General features: G+C 69.5%; 17 protein-coding genes. 10 read left to right on the top strand and 7 right to left on the bottom strand.

The features are described 5' to 3' along the window. A complete protein-coding gene (locus ACFXKA_RS20500) occupies positions 1–957 on the top strand; it encodes a metallophosphoesterase (protein ID WP_354839205.1) in 957 nt (318 codons plus the stop codon). Between the two features lie 67 nt (positions 958–1024). On the opposite strand, the gene ACFXKA_RS20495 is transcribed toward ACFXKA_RS20500, so the two are convergent. Genes ACFXKA_RS20495 through ACFXKA_RS20485 form a run of 3 tightly spaced genes read right to left on the bottom strand, consistent with a single transcriptional unit; the run spans position 1025 to position 4817 of the window. Further along, the gene (locus ACFXKA_RS20495) at positions 1025–3271 is read right to left on the bottom strand and encodes a xanthine dehydrogenase family protein molybdopterin-binding subunit (protein ID WP_379428423.1); all 2247 of its coding nucleotides are present in this window, start codon (positions 3269–3271) and stop codon (positions 1025–1027) included. Further along, positions 3268–4275, bottom strand: coding sequence for a xanthine dehydrogenase family protein subunit M (locus ACFXKA_RS20490; RefSeq protein ID WP_354839211.1), 1008 nt, complete (start codon positions 4273–4275; stop codon positions 3268–3270). The genes ACFXKA_RS20495 and ACFXKA_RS20490 overlap by 4 nt, the downstream gene beginning before the upstream one ends. Continuing rightward, positions 4272–4817 carry a (2Fe-2S)-binding protein gene (locus tag ACFXKA_RS20485; protein ID WP_379428422.1) on the bottom strand — a complete coding sequence of 182 codons (546 nt, stop codon included), beginning with the start codon at positions 4815–4817 and terminating at the stop codon, positions 4272–4274. Before ACFXKA_RS20485 ends, ACFXKA_RS20490 begins: the two co-directional genes overlap by 4 nt. Positions 4818–5054: 237 nt before the next feature. On the opposite strand from ACFXKA_RS20485, the gene npt reads away from it, so the two are divergent. The 8 genes from npt to ACFXKA_RS20445 all read left to right on the top strand — a co-directional run bounded on the left by npt (position 5055) and on the right by ACFXKA_RS20445 (position 10833). Then, a complete protein-coding gene (gene npt, locus ACFXKA_RS20480) occupies positions 5055–5729 on the top strand; it encodes a 4'-phosphopantetheinyl transferase Npt (protein ID WP_354839713.1) in 675 nt (224 codons plus the stop codon). Beyond that, complete coding sequence (truB, locus tag ACFXKA_RS20475) at positions 5729–6682, top strand: tRNA pseudouridine(55) synthase TruB (protein WP_379428421.1); 954 nt, start codon at positions 5729–5731, stop codon at positions 6680–6682. The genes npt and truB overlap by 1 nt, the downstream gene beginning before the upstream one ends. 148 nt (positions 6683–6830) lie before the next feature. Continuing rightward, positions 6831–7226 carry an ester cyclase gene (locus ACFXKA_RS20470; protein ID WP_379428420.1) on the top strand — a complete coding sequence of 132 codons (396 nt, stop codon included), beginning with the start codon at positions 6831–6833 and terminating at the stop codon, positions 7224–7226. 75 nt (positions 7227–7301) lie between these two features. Beyond that, positions 7302–8195: a LysR substrate-binding domain-containing protein gene (locus tag ACFXKA_RS20465; RefSeq protein ID WP_354839220.1), complete on the top strand. Its 894-nt coding sequence runs from the start codon at positions 7302–7304 to the stop codon at positions 8193–8195. 3 nt (positions 8196–8198) lie between these two features. Beyond that, positions 8199–8444 (top strand): hypothetical protein, encoded by a 246-nt coding sequence (locus ACFXKA_RS20460; RefSeq protein ID WP_379428419.1) that lies wholly within the window; start codon positions 8199–8201, stop codon positions 8442–8444. Positions 8445–8513: 69 nt separating this feature from the next. Beyond that, positions 8514–9248, top strand: coding sequence for an SDR family oxidoreductase (locus ACFXKA_RS20455; protein WP_354839226.1), 735 nt, complete (start codon positions 8514–8516; stop codon positions 9246–9248). Positions 9249–9461: 213 nt separating this feature from the next. Further along, on the top strand, positions 9462–10508 hold the full coding sequence (locus tag ACFXKA_RS20450) for a M4 family metallopeptidase (RefSeq protein ID WP_354839232.1): 1047 nt from the start codon (positions 9462–9464) through the stop codon (positions 10506–10508). A 25-nt stretch (positions 10509–10533) separates the two neighbouring features. Next, the gene (locus tag ACFXKA_RS20445) at positions 10534–10833 is read left to right on the top strand and encodes a protealysin inhibitor emfourin (protein WP_354839235.1); all 300 of its coding nucleotides are present in this window, start codon (positions 10534–10536) and stop codon (positions 10831–10833) included. Positions 10834–10859: 26 nt separating this feature from the next. Here the strand turns inward: ACFXKA_RS20445 and ACFXKA_RS20440 are convergent, their stop codons facing one another. The 4 genes from ACFXKA_RS20440 to ACFXKA_RS20425 form a co-directional block, all read right to left on the bottom strand. Continuing rightward, positions 10860–11612: a metal-dependent transcriptional regulator gene (locus ACFXKA_RS20440; protein WP_379428418.1), complete on the bottom strand. Its 753-nt coding sequence runs from the start codon at positions 11610–11612 to the stop codon at positions 10860–10862. A gap of 83 nt (positions 11613–11695) precedes the next feature. Next, positions 11696–12802, bottom strand: a complete 1107-nt coding sequence (locus ACFXKA_RS20435; protein WP_379428417.1) for a sulfite oxidase — start codon at positions 12800–12802, stop codon at positions 11696–11698. A gap of 116 nt (positions 12803–12918) precedes the next feature. Then, on the bottom strand, positions 12919–13656 hold the full coding sequence (locus ACFXKA_RS20430) for a hypothetical protein (RefSeq protein ID WP_379428416.1): 738 nt from the start codon (positions 13654–13656) through the stop codon (positions 12919–12921). A gap of 59 nt (positions 13657–13715) precedes the next feature. After that, positions 13716–15260, bottom strand: coding sequence for an HD domain-containing phosphohydrolase (locus ACFXKA_RS20425; RefSeq protein WP_379428415.1), 1545 nt, complete (start codon positions 15258–15260; stop codon positions 13716–13718). A 210-nt stretch (positions 15261–15470) separates the two neighbouring features. Between ACFXKA_RS20425 and ACFXKA_RS20420 the strand changes: the two genes are divergently transcribed. Beyond that, on the top strand, positions 15471–16064 hold the full coding sequence (locus tag ACFXKA_RS20420) for a hypothetical protein (RefSeq protein ID WP_379428414.1): 594 nt from the start codon (positions 15471–15473) through the stop codon (positions 16062–16064). Positions 16065–16079: the final 15 nt, after the last annotated feature.

Raw genomic sequence — 16079 nt, 5'->3', positions numbered from 1 at the left:
GTGATTCCGAAGTTGATGGCGGTGAGCGACATCCATGTCGGTCATCAGGGCAACAAACCGGTGGTCGAGGCGATCCGCGCGGATTCCCCCGAGGACTGGCTCATTCTGGCCGGTGACGTCGGCGAGAAGACCGATGACATCCGCTGGGCCCTGGAGACTCTGCGAGGCCGGTTCGCCAAGGTCATCTGGGTGCCCGGAAATCACGAATTGTGGACCACCGCAAAGGATCCCGTGCAGATGCACGGCGCGGCCCGCTACGACTACCTGGTCTCGCTGTGCCGCGATGTGGACGTCGTCACACCGGAGGACCCGTTCCCGGTGTGGGAGGGCGCGGGCGCGGAGGAGTTCGGCGGCGCGGTCACCCTGGCCCCGCTGTTCATGCTCTACGACTACTCCTGGCTGCCGGAGGGCGCGAAGACCAAGGCCGAGGGTCTGGCCATCGCCAAGGACCGCAATGTGGTGGCCACCGACGAGTTCCTGCTCTCGGCCGAGCCGTACCTGACCCGCGACGCCTGGTGCCACGCCCGCGTCCAGTACACCCAGCGCCGCCTCGACGCCCTGCCCGCCGACACCCCGCTGGTGCTGATCAACCACTTCCCGCTGCTGCGCAAGCCGGTCGACATGATGTGGTACCCGGAGTTCTCCCTGTGGTGCGGCACCGACCTCACCTCCGACTGGCACACCAGCTACAACGTGGTCTGCGCCGTCTACGGCCACCTCCACATCCCCCGCACCACCTGGTACGACGGCGTCCGCTTCGAAGAGGTCTCCCTCGGCTATCCCCGCGAATGGCAGCGCCGCGGCCTCCCGGACAAACTGCTGCGCCAGATCCTCCCCGTCCCCGACTACGGCGACACCCTCAACGAGTGGGGCGGCCACTTCAAGATCACCCCCGAAATGCAGGCCGCCGCCCTGAAGATGAAGGAAGCCGCCGAACGCCGCCGCGGCCTGGCCTGACACCCGGTGACTCGGGCCGGCCGCTTGCCGTGGCGGCCGGCCCGATTCACCCGTGAGACACCGGTTCTCAGAGCAGGTGTTCGATGCGCACCGGGAACTCGCGGATGCGTTTACCGGTGGCGTGCGCGATCGCATTCACGATGGCGGCGGCCGCGCCGATCATGCCGAGCTCGCCGAGCCCCTTCACACCCAGCGGGTTGACGATCGCGTCGTTGACCTCCACGAAGGAAATGTCGACCTCCGGTGCGTCGGCATTGACGGCCAGCAGATATTCCAGCAGTGACGGATTGGCCCACGCGCCGGTGCGCGCATCCGGCAGCGTCGCCTCCAGCAGCGCCTGCGACAGCCCCCAGTTCATGCCGCCCAGCACCTGGCTGCGCGCCAGCTTGGCATTGAGCACCCGCCCGGGCGCGAAGGCCCCCACCATGCGCCGCACCCGGACCAGCCCGAGTTCCGGATCAACCGCCACCTCGGCGAACTGCGCGCCGAAACTGATGCGCCCGAACGGCAGATCGCCGGTGGGCGGGTGCCAGGTGCCGATGGTCTCCAGGTCGGTGAGATGGTGCCGGGCCAGCAGCGCCGAATACGTCTCGCCGACAGCGGGATTGAAGCGCACCCGCAGCCGCCCGCCGCGCGCCTCGATCTCCGGGGGAATCCGCCCGTGCAGCGGCGACTGGGGATCGCCGACCGCGAGCGCGATCAACTGCCCGCGCAGGTCGGTGCACGCGGTGTGCACGGCCGCGCTGATCATGCCCGCACCCATCGATCCGACGGCCGCCGCGATGTTCGGGTAGTCGGTATCGCCGATATCGATTCGGATGCGGTCGAATTCGACGCCCAGGGCGTCCCCTGCGACCTGCGCCATGGCGGTGGCCACGCCGGTGCCGAAGTCCTGGGTGCCCGCCTGCACGATCAGCGCCCCGTCGGCGAGCAGCCGCGCATGGGCGCGCTGCGGCTGTCCCGGCTCGTACACCGGGTATCCGGCGGTGGCCATGCCCCAGCCGAGCAACCAGTGGCCGTCGGCGCGCGGGGCGCCGCGCCCGGTCTCGCTGGACCAGCCGAAGCGTTCGGCGGCGGTGCGCACGCATTCGGCGTACCCGTCGGAACTCCACGGATGCCCGCTCGCCGGGTCGATGGTGGCGTGATTGTGCAACCGCAATGCCATCGGGTCCATGCCGATGTCGGCGGCCAGCTCGTCGACGGCGCACTCCATGGCGAGCATGCCGGAGGCCTCGCCGGGCCCGCGCGTGAACGTCGGCGACATGAGGTTGCCGCGAATGAGGCGATACTGTCCGTCCCAGCTCGGAATCGCGTACGCCTGCCCGGCCACGCCCAGTGACACCTCGGCCCAGTCGTCGAACGGTGAGGTGACGGACAGCTTGTGGTGCCGCAACCCGGTGAAGGTCCCCTCGCCGTCGCAGGTCAGCGTGACCCGCTGCTCCTGTTCCTCCCGCAATCCGGTGCCGTAGAACATCTGCTCGCGGGTGAGCACCACCTTGACCGGGCGGCCCAGTTCCCGGGCGAGCATGGGCGCGAGCGTGACATGCGGCCAGATCAGGGCCTTGGCGCCGAAGCCGCCGCCCACGTAGTGCGCGACCACTCGCACATTGGCGGGCGAGATGCCCAGGTACGCGGCCACCGTGGCCTGGGTGGCACTCACGCCCTGGGTGGCGTCGTACACGGTGACGGTGTCGCCGTCCCAGCTCGCCGCGGTGGCCGAGCACTCGATGGGATTGTGGTGGTTGGCGGCGAAATGGTAGGTGGCGTCGACGGTGTGGACCGCGGTGCGGGCCGCCGCCTCGAAGTCCCCGCGCGACTGCACGGCCGGGACGAGACCGCAGAACACCGTCTTCGGCTGATACTGCGCGTCGCGTCCGTCCTCGAGCCGGATGAGCGGCTGCTGCGCGTCGTAGTCGGCCGTCACGAGCTCGGCCGCGTGCTGGGCGCACTCGAAGGTATCCGCGACCACCACGGCGATCGGCTGGCCGTAGTAGTGAATCGTGGTGTCCTGCAAGGGGAAGAAGGTCTGCCCGGGCGCGGGACCGCCGAAGCCGGACGGCCACTGCGACGGGATGGCCGCCACCTTCGGCAGATTCTCGTGCGTGTACACCGCGACCGCACCCGCCGCGAGCGCGGGCCCGCTGTCGATGGAAAGCACTGTGCCGCTGCCGATCCGCGCGCCCACGATCACCGCGTGCGCCAGCCCGGGCAGCGGCACCTCGGCGGTGTACTGCGCCGCCCCGGTGACCTTGGCGCGCCCGTCGACCCGATCGAATCCCTGCCCGATCAGCGGCCGGGCCGTGGTGGCGGTCATCGTGTCGCTCCCGAAAGTGGTTGCGGTGACACCGTTTCCAGCGCCCGCACCAGCGTCCGCCGCGCCAGCTCCGCCTTGAAGGCGTTCATGGGATGCGAGGTGTCCGCGCCCTGCAGTTCGGTCGACGCGGCCTTGTCGAAGTTCTCCCGGGTCGCGGACACCCCGATCAGCAACTGCTCGGCGATCCGGGCCCGCCACGGTTTGGTCGCGATACCGCCCAGCCCGATCCGCACATCCAGCACCGTGCCGTCGGCGACACTCAGCGCGACCGCCGCCGAGGCGAGCGCGAACTCGTAGGACTCCCGGTCGCGCACCTTCAGATAATGCGAGTTGCGGGCGAAGGGCAGGGCGGGCACATCGATGCGGGTGATCAGTTCGTCGGGGGCGATCGGATGCTCGAGCTGCGGGGTGCGGCCGGGCAGCAGGAAGAAGTCGTCGAAGGCGATCGCGCGTTCCCCGCGCGGGCCCCACACGGTGACCGTCGCCTCCAGGGCCGTCAACGGGACCGCCACATCCGAGGGATGGGTGGCGAAGCACCGCTGCCCGGTCCCGAGCACCGCGTGCCCCCGGTGCAACCCGTCGATCGCATCGCAGCCCGACCCGGGATCGCGCTTGTCACAGGCGCCGGCGGGATCCCGGAAGTACGAGCACCGCACCTTCTGCATGAGGTTGCCGCCCATGGTCGCCATGTTCCGCAACTGCGCCGACGCCCCCTGGCGCAGCGCCTGCGACAGGAACGGATAGCGTTCGGCCACACCGGATTCCGCCGCCACCTCGCCCATGGTGGCGAGCGCGCCGATGCGCAGCCCGCCGTCGGCGGTGTGCTGGATTCCGCCCAGCGGCAGCCAGGTGATGTCCACGACATTGTCCGGTTCCAGCGCGCCGGTGCGCAGCAGGTCCACCAGTGTGGTGCCGCCCGCCAGGAAAACCGTTGCGGGCCTGGAGGTCACGGTGCTCACCGCCTGTTCGACGGTGGTCGGGCGGGCGTAGGAGATGGATTTCACGGCAGCTCACCGTCCTCGCGCCGCAGGGCATCCCGGCCCCGGCCGACGGCCTCCCGGATGTTCTGGTAGGCCGCGCACCGGCAGATATTGCCGCTCATCCACTCCGCGATCTCGGCCTCGGATTCGGCGTGGCCCTCCTCGATGCATTTGATGGCCGACATGATCTGGCCGGGAGTGCAGTAGCCGCACTGGAATCCGTCGGCCGCCAGGAACGCCCGCTGCACCGGATGCAGCCGGTCCCCGTCGGCCACGCCCTCGATGGTGGTGATCTCGCGACCCTCGGCGGTCAGCGCCAGGGTCAGGCAGGCCAGCACCCGCCGATTGTCGATCCACACCGTGCAGGCGCCGCAGGCGCCCTGGTCGCAGCCCTTCTTGGTGCCGGTCAGGTGCAGGTGCTCGCGCAGTGCGTCCAGCAGGCTGGTGCGGGGTTCGAGCACCATGTAGTGGTCGTGGCCGTTGACGCGCAGGGTGGTCATCGTGCGGGCGGGTCCGATGAATCCGGCCGGCGCGGGGCCGGTCCGCTTCGATGGTTCGACGGTCATATCGCGCCTCCTGCCTCGCGGACTCGCCGGGAGCGCCGCGATGGTTGCGGACTGCGGATTGGATATGAGCTGGCAAAAGCCTAGCAACGGACCCGCGGCGGTGTCCGGCGAAGACTGCTCCCGGACGACCGGCGGAGCGGCCCGCGCCCGCCCGGTAGGCTCGATTCGGCAGTGCCGGAAGCGAGCAGGAGGCGGGTCATCGAGGAGCGGGCAGTCGCGGCGACGGAGTCGGCGCGCATACTCGGCAGGATTCTGCCCAACGGGGTCGCCGCGGCCGAACTGACGGCGTACCCGGAGGACCTGAAACCGCACCCCGGCGAGGAGCACCTGATTGCCCGCGCGGTCGAGAAGCGGCGCCGGGACTTCATCGGCGCGCGCTACTGCGCCCGGCAGGCGCTGGCCCAGCTGGGGGAGCCCGCCGTCGCCATCGGCAAGGGCGGCACCGGTGAACCGGTGTTCCCGCGCGGCATCGTCGGCAGCCTCACCCACTGCGACGGCTACCGGGCCGCCGCGCTCGGCCACAAACTGCGCTTCCGGTCCATCGGCATCGATGCCGAACCGCACGGTCAGCTGCCGGACGGTGTGCTGGACTCGGTGAGCCTGGCGCCCGAGCGACAATGGCTGCGGACCGTGCTGCCCGGCACCGATCTGCACCTGGACCGGCTGCTGTTCTGCGCCAAGGAGGCCACCTACAAGGCGTGGTTCCCGCTCACCGGCCGGTGGCTGGGCTTCGAGGACGCGCACATCACCTTCACCGTGGACGAGGAGTCCGCGGGCGGCGGCGCGGGCACCTTCCACACCGAGCTGCTCGTCCCCGGCTCGGTCACCGACGGCGGCAGTCCGCTGACCTCGTTCGACGGCCGCTGGCTGATCAGCGACGGCCTCATCCTGACCGCGATCGTGGAGGCCTGATGGGCGCGGTGCAGGCCAAGCGTGAGAAGCTGCCGCCGCTGGTCGACGCCTTCGGCGGCCTGCTGATCGTCGACAAGGACGGCGGCTGGACCAGCCACGACGTGGTCGCCAAGAGCCGAAGGCTGTTGCGCACCAAGAAGGTCGGGCACGCCGGCACCCTCGACCCGATGGCCACCGGCGTGCTGGTGCTGGGCGTGGAACGGGCCACCAAACTGCTGGGGCAGCTGATCCTGACCACCAAGGCGTACACCGCCACCATCCGGCTCGGGCAGTCCACCGTGACCGACGACGCCGAGGGCGAGGTCACCGCGACCACCGCGGCCGGGCATCTCACCGACGCCGAGATCGCCTCGCACATCGCCACATTGACCGGCGACATTCAGCAGGTGCCCGCCACCGTCAGCGCCATCAAGGTCAACGGCGAACGCGCCTACGCGCGCGCCCGCGCCGGTGAGGACGTCGAGCTGGCCGCGCGCCCCGTCACCGTCAGCCGCTTCGACGTCCTCGCCCGCCGCGATATCGACACCGGCACAACCCGATTCGTGGATCTCGACGTCGAGGTGGAGTGCTCCTCCGGCACCTACATCCGTGCGCTGGCCCGCGACCTCGGTGAAAAGCTCGGTGTCGGAGGCCATCTCACCGCGCTGCGCCGCACCCGAGTCGGCCCCTTCACCCTCGAACACGCCCGCACCCTGGACCAGCTGGCCGCGGCCGCCGAGGCGGGCGAACCGCTGCTGAGCCTGGACATCGACACGGCCGTGCGCACCGCCTTCCCGGTCCGCGACATCACCGCCGCCCAGGCCGAAGATCTGCGCAACGGCCGCTGGCTGGACCCGATCGGCCTGCCCGGCGTCTACGCCGCCGTCGATCCCGAGGGGCACGCCATCGCGCTGCTCCAGGAATCGGGCAAACGCGCCTCCTCGGTCATGGTGGTCCGCCCCGCGAATCTATGAGGTGGCAGGTCTTCTGGCATGGCACCGAGCGGTCTCTTCTGACGTGGCACTGCCCAATCGCCGACACCGCGCTGCCCAATCCCTCACGCCGCGTGGGCGACCGGGCGCACCATGGACAGGGTCGCTCGGCCGCGCAGAGGAGGCGAAGATGCCCACCGACCTCTCCCTCGAATCCATGAAGCAGTTCGTCGCCGACCATTTCGAGGAGTTCGTGAACCGGCGCAATGCCGCTGTGATCCACCGCAATATGACCCCCGACTTCGTCGACCACGACGGTCCGGGCGGGCGCCCCACCGATCTGATCGGCGACGAGAAGATGATGCTCGGCATGTACGAGGCCATGCCCGGCCTGCACGTCACGGTGGTGGAGATGCTCGCCGAGGGCGACCGGGTGATGTGCCGCAACATCTGGCGCTGGACCGACCGCGCCACCGGGCAGCCGCTCAGCTTCCAGGGCTTCGTACTGTGGCGCTTCCAGGGCCGCCGCATCGCCGAACGCTGGGCCACCGTCACCTCACCCGCCCCGAGCCCGGGCTGGGCGTAGAGCCCTCGAATTCCGAGGCGATTCCGGTGCCCGTCGGGTTGTTCGCGCGCCCGCGTGGCCGCCTACTCTTCAAGGGTGGAATTGCGGCAGTTGCGGTACTTCGTGGCGGTGGCGGAGGAGTTGCATTTCCGGCGCGCGGCAGAGCGGTTGTTCATCTCCACTCCGACGTTGAGCCAGCAGATCCGGGCCATCGAACGCGAGGTCGGCGGACCGTTGCTGATTCGCGGCAGTCATGGCGTGGAGCTGACTGCCGCGGGTGAGGTGCTGTTGAAGACGGCCCGGAATGTGCTGGAGGCGGCCGAGACCGCGCTGCGCGAGACCCGCGCGATCGCCCAGCCGGGCAATGCGGTGTTCCGCCTCGGCATCGTGAACGGCGCCCCCGCCTGGCTGCCGGGGCGGCTCGAGGCGCTGCTCAAGGCCCGCCAGCCGGGGGTGCGCATCGCGCTCTCCACCGGTACCAGCGGCGACCAGGCGCGGTTGCTGGATCGGGAGGAGGTCGACCTGGCCGTGCTGCGCATGCCGGTCCGGCTGGCCGATCACCTCACCTGCACCCCCATCGCCGACGAGGAGCTCGGCATCGTCATGTCCCGCGAACACCCGCTCGCGGCAGCGGTTTCGGTGGAACCGGCGCACCTCGGCGACCACGAACTCATCATGTTCGCCCGCGACGCCGCCCCCGAGGTCCACGACTCGGTGCTGTCGCAATTGCGTGAGCGGGGTGCGACCGTCGTCCTCAGCGACAGCGCCATGAGCCACGCCCAGATGCTGCAGCTGCTGCCGCTCCGCCCCGGGGCCATCGGTGTCGGCTCCGCCCGCACCGCGACGGTCCCCGGCCTGGTCTGGCGGCCGCTGCAACCGCGCCCCCTGGTCATCACCTACGCCGCCGCCTGGCGCACCACCACCCGAAACCCCCTGCTGCACACCATGGCCGACGCCCTCGCCGGCGGCCTCCGCCTCGGTTCCAGCTGACCGGTGCCCGCCCGGGCCTCGACTTCGGGAAACGACCCGGGCGGCGACAGCCGCAGCCGCCTGCTCGATCGCGCGGTGACCATGTGGGCCGACGGCGTGGGCCCGCCCCCGGCGCGGGGTCTGAACGAGCGGCTGTTCGATCTGGCGGCCACCGCGCCGGAGGTGCCCGCGTTCGCCGGACCAGCGGGCGCCGGCAGCCATGCTCGCGGCGTTCGAGCCCTGACACACGCGGCCGGCCTGCGGTGTTAGCCCCGGCCTCACGGCTGTTCGGCCGCGCGTCGTGGACGCGGGGTGCGCGCCGCCGGTTTGCTGAATGGCATGACAGACAACGGATTCGGAACACAGGTCGGACGGGCGGTCGTGGTGGGCGGCGGCTCCGGTATGGGCCAGGCGATCGCCGACGCCCTGCTGGCGGCGGGCAACGAGGTGATCATCGTCGGCCGGTCGGAGCAGCGGCTGGCCGACGCGGTGCGGGAGCTCGGGGATGGGAAGGTGAGTGCCGTGGTCGCGGATGTCGCTGACGAGGAACAGGTTTCGCGGTTGTTCGAGACCGTCGGGACCGTCGATCACGTGATCACCACCGCCGCCGATCTGGCCGGGGCGTACGGACCCGTCGCCACCTTCGACTTCGAGCACGGGCGCGGCTTTCTCGAGACCAAGCTGATCGGGTCGATGCTGCTGGCCAAGCACGCGCGGTTGACGGAGAACGGCTCGCTCACCTTCATTTCCGGGATCGCCGCCTACCGCCCGGCGGTCGGCGGGGCCATGGTGGCGGCGGTGAATGCCGCGCTGGAGGGGTTGACGCGGGCGCTGGCGGTGGAGCTGAGCCCGATTCGGGTGAACGCGGTGTCGCCCGGCTGGGTGCTGACCGATATCTGGGAGTCCATGCCCTGGGAGGACAAGCAGGAGCGGCTGGCGGCCATGGCCGAGAAGCTGCCGGCGAGGCGGTTGGGGCGACCGGACGACATTGCGGCCGCCGTCCTTTCGGTCATCGGCAACGGTTTCGTCACCGGCACCGTCCTGCACGTGGACGGCGGGCACCGCCTCGTCTGATCTCGGCGCCGGTGGTTCTCCGGATGCTGCCTGATTGCCGACGCGCCGATTCGAGTAGCCGAGTACTCATGCCCTTCGGGTCGGGCCGGCTCACTCTGGAGAGGGGCGAAACGGGCCCATCCATTACCGGCCTCGGGGGGTGAGGAGGCTGTGGCTACTCGCGGTCTCCGAACTCATTCTCCGGCTGGGTCATTCGATGATGGGGAGAACATCATGAGAAGGCATTCGCTCGCCTGCATTCTGCCGCCCGACCTGCTGGTCTCGCTGGCGCGGGAGGCGACGCACGAGCAGCGGTTGGCGGTCTTGACGGCCTTGGACCGGGACAGTTCGTTCCGGCAAGCTCGTGCCGAGGTCGCCGCCCGGCTCGTCGCGCCCGTCCGGCTCGCGCTGGCCGCCGCCGGCGGCACCCCGCACCGCTGGATCTACGACCAGCGGCACTCGGAGAGCCCGGGTCCGGGCACACTGGTCCGGCACGAGGGCGACCCGCCGTCCGGGGACGCCTCCGTCGACGCGGCGTATGACGGCTTCGGCGCCACCTACTCGCTGTATTGGGATGTGTTTCAACGAGATTCGATCGACGGCCAGGGTATGCCGATCGCCGGGCTGGTGCACTACGGCACCGCCTTCGACAACGCGTTCTGGGACGGTCAGGGGCGCATGTTCTTCGGCGACGGTGACGGCCAGATCCTGACCGACACCACCCGGGGAATCGACGTGATCGGTCACGAGCTGACCCACGGCGTCACCCAGCACGAAGCGAACCTGATCTACTCGGGCGAGTCGGGTGCGCTGAACGAATCGATCTCCGACGTGTTCGGGTCGCTGGTCAAGCAGTACCACCTGGGCCAGAACGCCGCGCAGGCGGACTGGCTCATCGGCGCCGACATCGTGGGGCCGTTGCTGGCACCGGCGCTGCGGTCGATGAAGGCGCCGGGCACCGCCAACAAGCATGACAATCAGCCGGCGGACATGGCCCATTTCGTGCAGACCACATCGGACAACGGGGGTGTCCACATCAACTCCGGAATCCCCAACCGCGCGTTCGCCGTCACCGCCCTCACGATCGGCGGACCGGCATGGCGGGCGCCGGGCACGATCTGGTACGAAACCCTCAACGACCCGAGGCTCAAGCCCAACAGCAGCTTCACCGGCTTCGCGACTCTCACGCTGAAGAACGCGCGCACCCGCTTCGGTGCCACGAGTACCGAAGCGGACGCGGTGCGGGCCGGCTGGGACGCGGTGAAGGTTCCGGTGCAGTGATCGCATCGGGACTACGCTCGTTCGTATGTCGCCGATACGCATCGCATATCGACGGTCGGGTGGGCTGGCCGGTCTGGACTTGACCGCCGAGGTCGATGCCGCCGACCTGCCGCCCGGCGATGCCACGATCGCGGCGGGGTTGCTCACCGGCGACCCCGCCGGATCGGCCGGGACCGCTGTTCCCGATGGGTTCAGCTACGAGGTCACCGTCAGCGACGCAACCCGGACTCGGACGTATCGATGGAGTCAGCCGTACGTGCCCGCCGAGGTCTCCTCGCTGCTCGCGGCCCTCACCTCGCGGGCGACTCCGGCCGCGCCCGCCTGACCGCGACGGAGTTCCCGGCCGCCCGTTCAGTGCGCTTCGCTGAGCCAGATCGCTTCGGCCGCAATGCTTCCGAGGTCGATCGTGCGTTCGTCGACCTGCACGGCGATGGTGCCCGCGAAATCGCGCCGCTCCACCACGGCGATGGGTGTGTCCAGCGCGATGCCGAGCGAATCGAAGTAGCGCAGCATGGCCGGATCGGAGTCGGAAATCCGTGCCACCCGGCCGGATTCGCCGGCGCCGAAATCACTGAGCTGGCGGGCCGGGGGAGTGGGCACCGCGCCGTCCACCGAGGGAATCGGATCACCGTGCGGATCCCGGTCGGGGTGGCCGAGTTTGGCGTCGATGCGATCCATGAGCGTCTCCGAGACGGCGTGCTCGAGCACCTCGGCCTCGTCGTGCACCTCGTCCCAGCCGTAGCCGAGTTCATTGACCAGGAAGGTCTCGATGAGCCGGTGCCGGCGCACCATGGCGATCGCGGCGCGGCGGCCGTCCTCGGTGAGCGTGATGGCCCCGTAGCGGGCGTGTTCGACCAGCCCCTGGTCGGCGAGCTTGCGGACGGCCTCGGACACCGTGGAGGCGGAGACGCCGATCTTCTCGGCGAGCAGCTTGGTCGACACCTTCTCCTGCGACCACTCCTGCGCCGTCCAGATCACTTTCAGGTAGTCCTGGGCGACCGAGGACAGCACCGGGGCGACGGTCGCGGTCTTGCTGTGGGGTTCGGAAGGTGCGGACGGATCGGCCAGCTCGCGGCGGGTGGCGATGTCTCGTTTTCCGGGCACGTACCCGAGCTTAGGCACACCTCGCGCGGTTTCACACATCGGCGCGCTCGCTGGTAGGGAGCACGGTTCGGCGGGCGGGTCCGCTATCGCGTGACGTGGATCGGCACACAGTGGACCGCGTTTGCCCCGTACCCCAACCGATTCCATGCGGGCTCGTCGGGCTGGGTGTGGCCCGCCGCATCCGTCGCCCGCACCCGCACGGTGGTCGGTCCGGGGGCATCGACAGAGGTGACCAGATCCCATTCGCGCCAGCTGTCCGGCAGTTGCTTCCCCGGCAATCGAGCCTGCTGCCAGCTCCCTCCGCCGATCGAGACCTCGACGCCGGTGATCGGGGCGAGGCCGGACCAGGCGACACCCTGGATGGTGAGCGGTCCGGGGCGCACAACGGCGTTCGACGCGGGAGCCGTGATCACGGACCGTACTTCTTGCAGGCGCACCGGCTCGGTGACGACCTGCCCGCCGCGCTCCCACTCGTAGCAGTACTTTTCGGTCTGGAAGAACCCGGCGAACCGATGGTCGAGGACCTCGATGTCGGTGAGCCACTTCACCGACGCCACCCCGTACCAGCCCGGAACGACCAGCCGGAGCGGACGGCCGTGGAGGGCGGACAGCGGCTCACCGTTCATGGCGTAGGCGAGCAACGCCCCGCTGTGCCGGGCATCGGTCAGGTCGAGGCTGCGCTCGAAACGGATCGTCCCCGAATGCCCGTCGACAGGCCCGCTGTCCGCACCGCGGAACACCACTTCGCACGCTCCGGGCGCGGGACCCGCCTGCGCGAGCACCTCGAGCAGGGGCACTCCGGTCCATTCCGCCGTGCCGACCGCGCCGAGTCCCCACTGCTCTCCCGGCGTCGGTGGGTCCAGGGCCGCTCGGCCGTTGCCGGCGCACTCGAGGGTGACAGTCCATGTCCGCGACGGCATTCGGCGCAGGTCCGGCAGAGTCCACGTCGACGGATGTGTGACCTGGCCGGTGACCCGAAGCCGCCAGTCGGCCGGGTCGAGATCCGGAATCCGGAAATGATTCCGCTTGTAGAACCGGGCGTTCGGAGTGACGCCGCCGCCCAGCTCGGAGACCGGCGTCTCGGCATTGAGCGGGTCGCGGCGCATCACGACCAGGCCCGCCGCGACAGCTTGCCGATGGGCCGACCGAGGGTTGATCCAGGGTATGACCGGGCCGGTAGTCCAGGTCATCGAGGCGCACTCCTGACCTTTGGTTTCACTTCCCGCAGATCCCTAACCTACCGGCGCGGGAACGATCCGGATGGCGAAATTGCGGCCTTCGAACATCGATGACCGACGGCCCGCCATCACGCCGCGGCGGCAGGGGCCAGGTGTCTGGCCGGGTCGAACGAGTCGAACGCGGCTCTCGCGACGACGAACACGCCGCGTTGCGGCAGCCAGAAATCGCCGAGCCGCTGCTGCTGTGGCAGCGGAGCGGGTGCGCCGAGATCGGCTCCGCGCAACCGTGCCCGGCTGGCGGAGACGAGCCACATCAGCATCGGTCCGGCCGCGAAGTGCTGCCCGTTCGGGGCAGTTCCGCTCATGCGGATATGCCCGACCTGCAGCATCGGGCCCACGCCCTTGGCCATGATCCGGTGACAACGGTCGCTGCGCCACACTGCGGCCGGGGTGTGGCGTCCCACGGCACTCAGCAGGCGGGTACGGCCGGTGGCCTCCAGGTCGATCCGCCACTCGAGAATGCCGGGAATCCGAGCCTCCAAGGAGTACGGGCCGACCCACTCGATATCGATCGGGGTGCGGACCGTGGTGGCCGTGCCGCCGTCGGAGAAGTACCGGGCACAGCTGAGTTCCGGTGCCACATCGGAGTAGAAGGTCCATTCGCCTGCCGGGTTCCGGTGCCACACAGCGCGATAGCCCGAACCGATCGACGTGGCGGCGAAATGCCGCAGTGCGAGATAGTCCCCGGTTTCGAACGGCATACCCATCACGCCGTAACCGGCGAGCCGTTCGTCCGTACCCGGCCAGAGCGCCGGGCGGTCGAGCGTCGTCTGCGCCGCGGTTCTGGGGTTATCGATGGTCGTCATGGAACGATCGTCGTCGGGACGACCCGGGTGGTCATGAGGCATTCGCCCCCTTTTCCGGTTCACGGTGACACCGGGCTGACCATGCCGTGCTGTGTCGCGAACAGGCTCGCCCCGACCCGGTTCGTGACCCCGATCTTGCTGTAGATGTGTTCGACGTGATTGCGGACCGTCTTCTCCGAAACGCCGAGGGCATTCGCGATCTCCCGATTCGATCGACCCCAGGCCACGTTGATCAGTACCTCGGTCTCCCTGGGGGTCAGACCAGACGGGCGTGCGGGTCGCCGGGACCGCCGATGTCCCGCGGCTTCCAGCACCGTCTCGACAGCGGTCGGCTCGAGTTGCCCGGCCGCTGCGTCGCGGCGCAGCCGGCGAGCAGCCTGGTCGGGGTCGAGGGCCACCCGATACGGTCGCGGTTCCCGCGAGCTGTGGTACTTCACCGCGGCTGCGAGCAGCCGATCGTTCACGGAGAGAGCGCCGCCGGTGAGACCGTTCGGGTACCCCGAGCCGTCCAGGTGTTCATGATGCCGTTCCGCGACGGCTCGGACCGCCTCAAGACCGCCCACGCGGCTGAGGATCCGGCCGGTCAGGTAGGGGTGCATCTGCGCGCGTTCCCATTCGGAGGCGGTGAGCGGTCCCGGTTTCTCCCAGATGTGGTTGGACACGCCGATGCGGCCGAGGTCGTGGACATACCCTGCCCGGCGCATCAGGTCCGCGTCCGCCGGGCCCAGTCCGGCGCAGCTCGCCGCGGCATGCGCCAGCTCTGCCACCCCACGCGAATGACCAAGGGTGAAAGGACATTTCAGGTCGACGAAGTCGCCGAGCGCCTGCAGCAGCGTATCGAGTTCGGCGCCGGTGACGATCCGATCCGGATCGGGCAGTGCCGCCGCGGCCGCCGACCACGCGTCGTCCGGCAGGCCGAGCAGGTCCCGTGCCGAGCCGGCGAGGACGGACACCAGTTGCGGGTCGAGCTGTCCACCGCTTCGGCCGCGGGCCACCGTGATCGCCGCTTCGACGCCCTCGGCGCGATGGGGCACCTCGACGACATCGGCGAGCTGGACGACCCGCATCACGATCGGGATGCCGGTGCCGGCGACTCCGTTCGGCAGTCCACGCCCGTCCCACCGTTCGAAGGCGAAACGCAGCGCGGAGGCGACCTCCTCGCCCAGGCCGAACTGCTCGGCCAGCAGCGATGCGGAAGCGCAGTGCGAGCGCACCAGTTTGCCGAGGTTGCCCCTGGCGTCCTTGATCAGCGTCGCGCCGATCTGCGCACGCTTGCCCACCGGCAACCCGCGTCCGACATTGCGAAGCAAGAAGCGGAGATACGGTAAGCCCGACCAGTCGACCGCGAAGCTGTCGTGGCGAACGGTGATGTCGTCGCCGAACCAGTGCGCGTACTCGTGCGAATCGGCATGGCATCCGATCCACATCAGCAGCGACGTATGGAAGACGGCCGACCGCTCCTCCTCGGTCAGGCGCAGGAGATCGGCAAGCCGGGTCCCGATGACCGCGGACCGCAGCATGTGCTCCATCGGCTGGCCCAAGCCCAGATCGATCGCAATCGAAAGTGCCGCCAGGACCTCTCTTCTGGAAACAAACGGCGCCACGATCGTCTCCTGTCGTCGCGCTTACTCACGCTACGCCGAGGCTGTTTCGGGTACGACGCTCCGCCCCCGCCGGTACCACTCCCGAAAATGGGACAAATTCCTCATGTTCGACCGTTGCGGCGCGACTCTACTTGGTGCTGAAGGGCTTATCACTTGGTGCTGAAGGGCTTATCGGAGCGGCCTCCACCGAGGAGACGGAGAGGAGTCTCGATGACCTGCATCCATACCGGCCGCGGTGCCGCCGATCTGACCCGGTTCGCCGGGGACGTGGACGCCCTGGTCCACGACAGCAGCGACGAACACCGGCTCACGGCTCTGGTAGCCGACCGGCTCCGGGCGCTGCTGGCTTCGGATGTCACTCTTCCGCCCGAATTCACGCAGCCGGATGCGGACCACTACGTGGTGTACCCGCTCCATATCGCGACCGATGGATCGTTCAGCATCGTGTCGGCGGTGTGGGATGTCGGTCAGACCACGCCTGTCCACGGACACGAGACCTGGGGAGTGGTCGGGATCTACTCCGGTGTCGAACACGAGACCCGCTACGTCAAACCCGCGGCCCCGGACATCCCGCTCGTGGCGACCGTGGAACACGACTGGCATCGCGGTCAGGTGACGATCTGCTGCACCACCGACGACGACGTCCACAGGGTCAACTGCGGGAGCGAGACCCCTTGCGTCGGTATCCATGTCTATGGAGCTGACGTCGGGAGACTTCCACGCCGATGGTACGAACCCGATACCGGCCGCCAGCACTGGTTCATCTCCGGGTGGGCCACGCCGGCGGGTGGGCCGGAGCGGTGAACGCGGGGTGACGGA

The organism is Nocardia sp. NPDC059228, assembly GCF_042754245.1.
Classification (GTDB): Bacteria; Actinomycetota; Actinomycetes; order Mycobacteriales; family Mycobacteriaceae; genus Nocardia.
The sequence above is the reverse complement of the archived record's forward strand: the minus strand, read 5'-3'. Positions and strand labels throughout refer to the sequence as shown.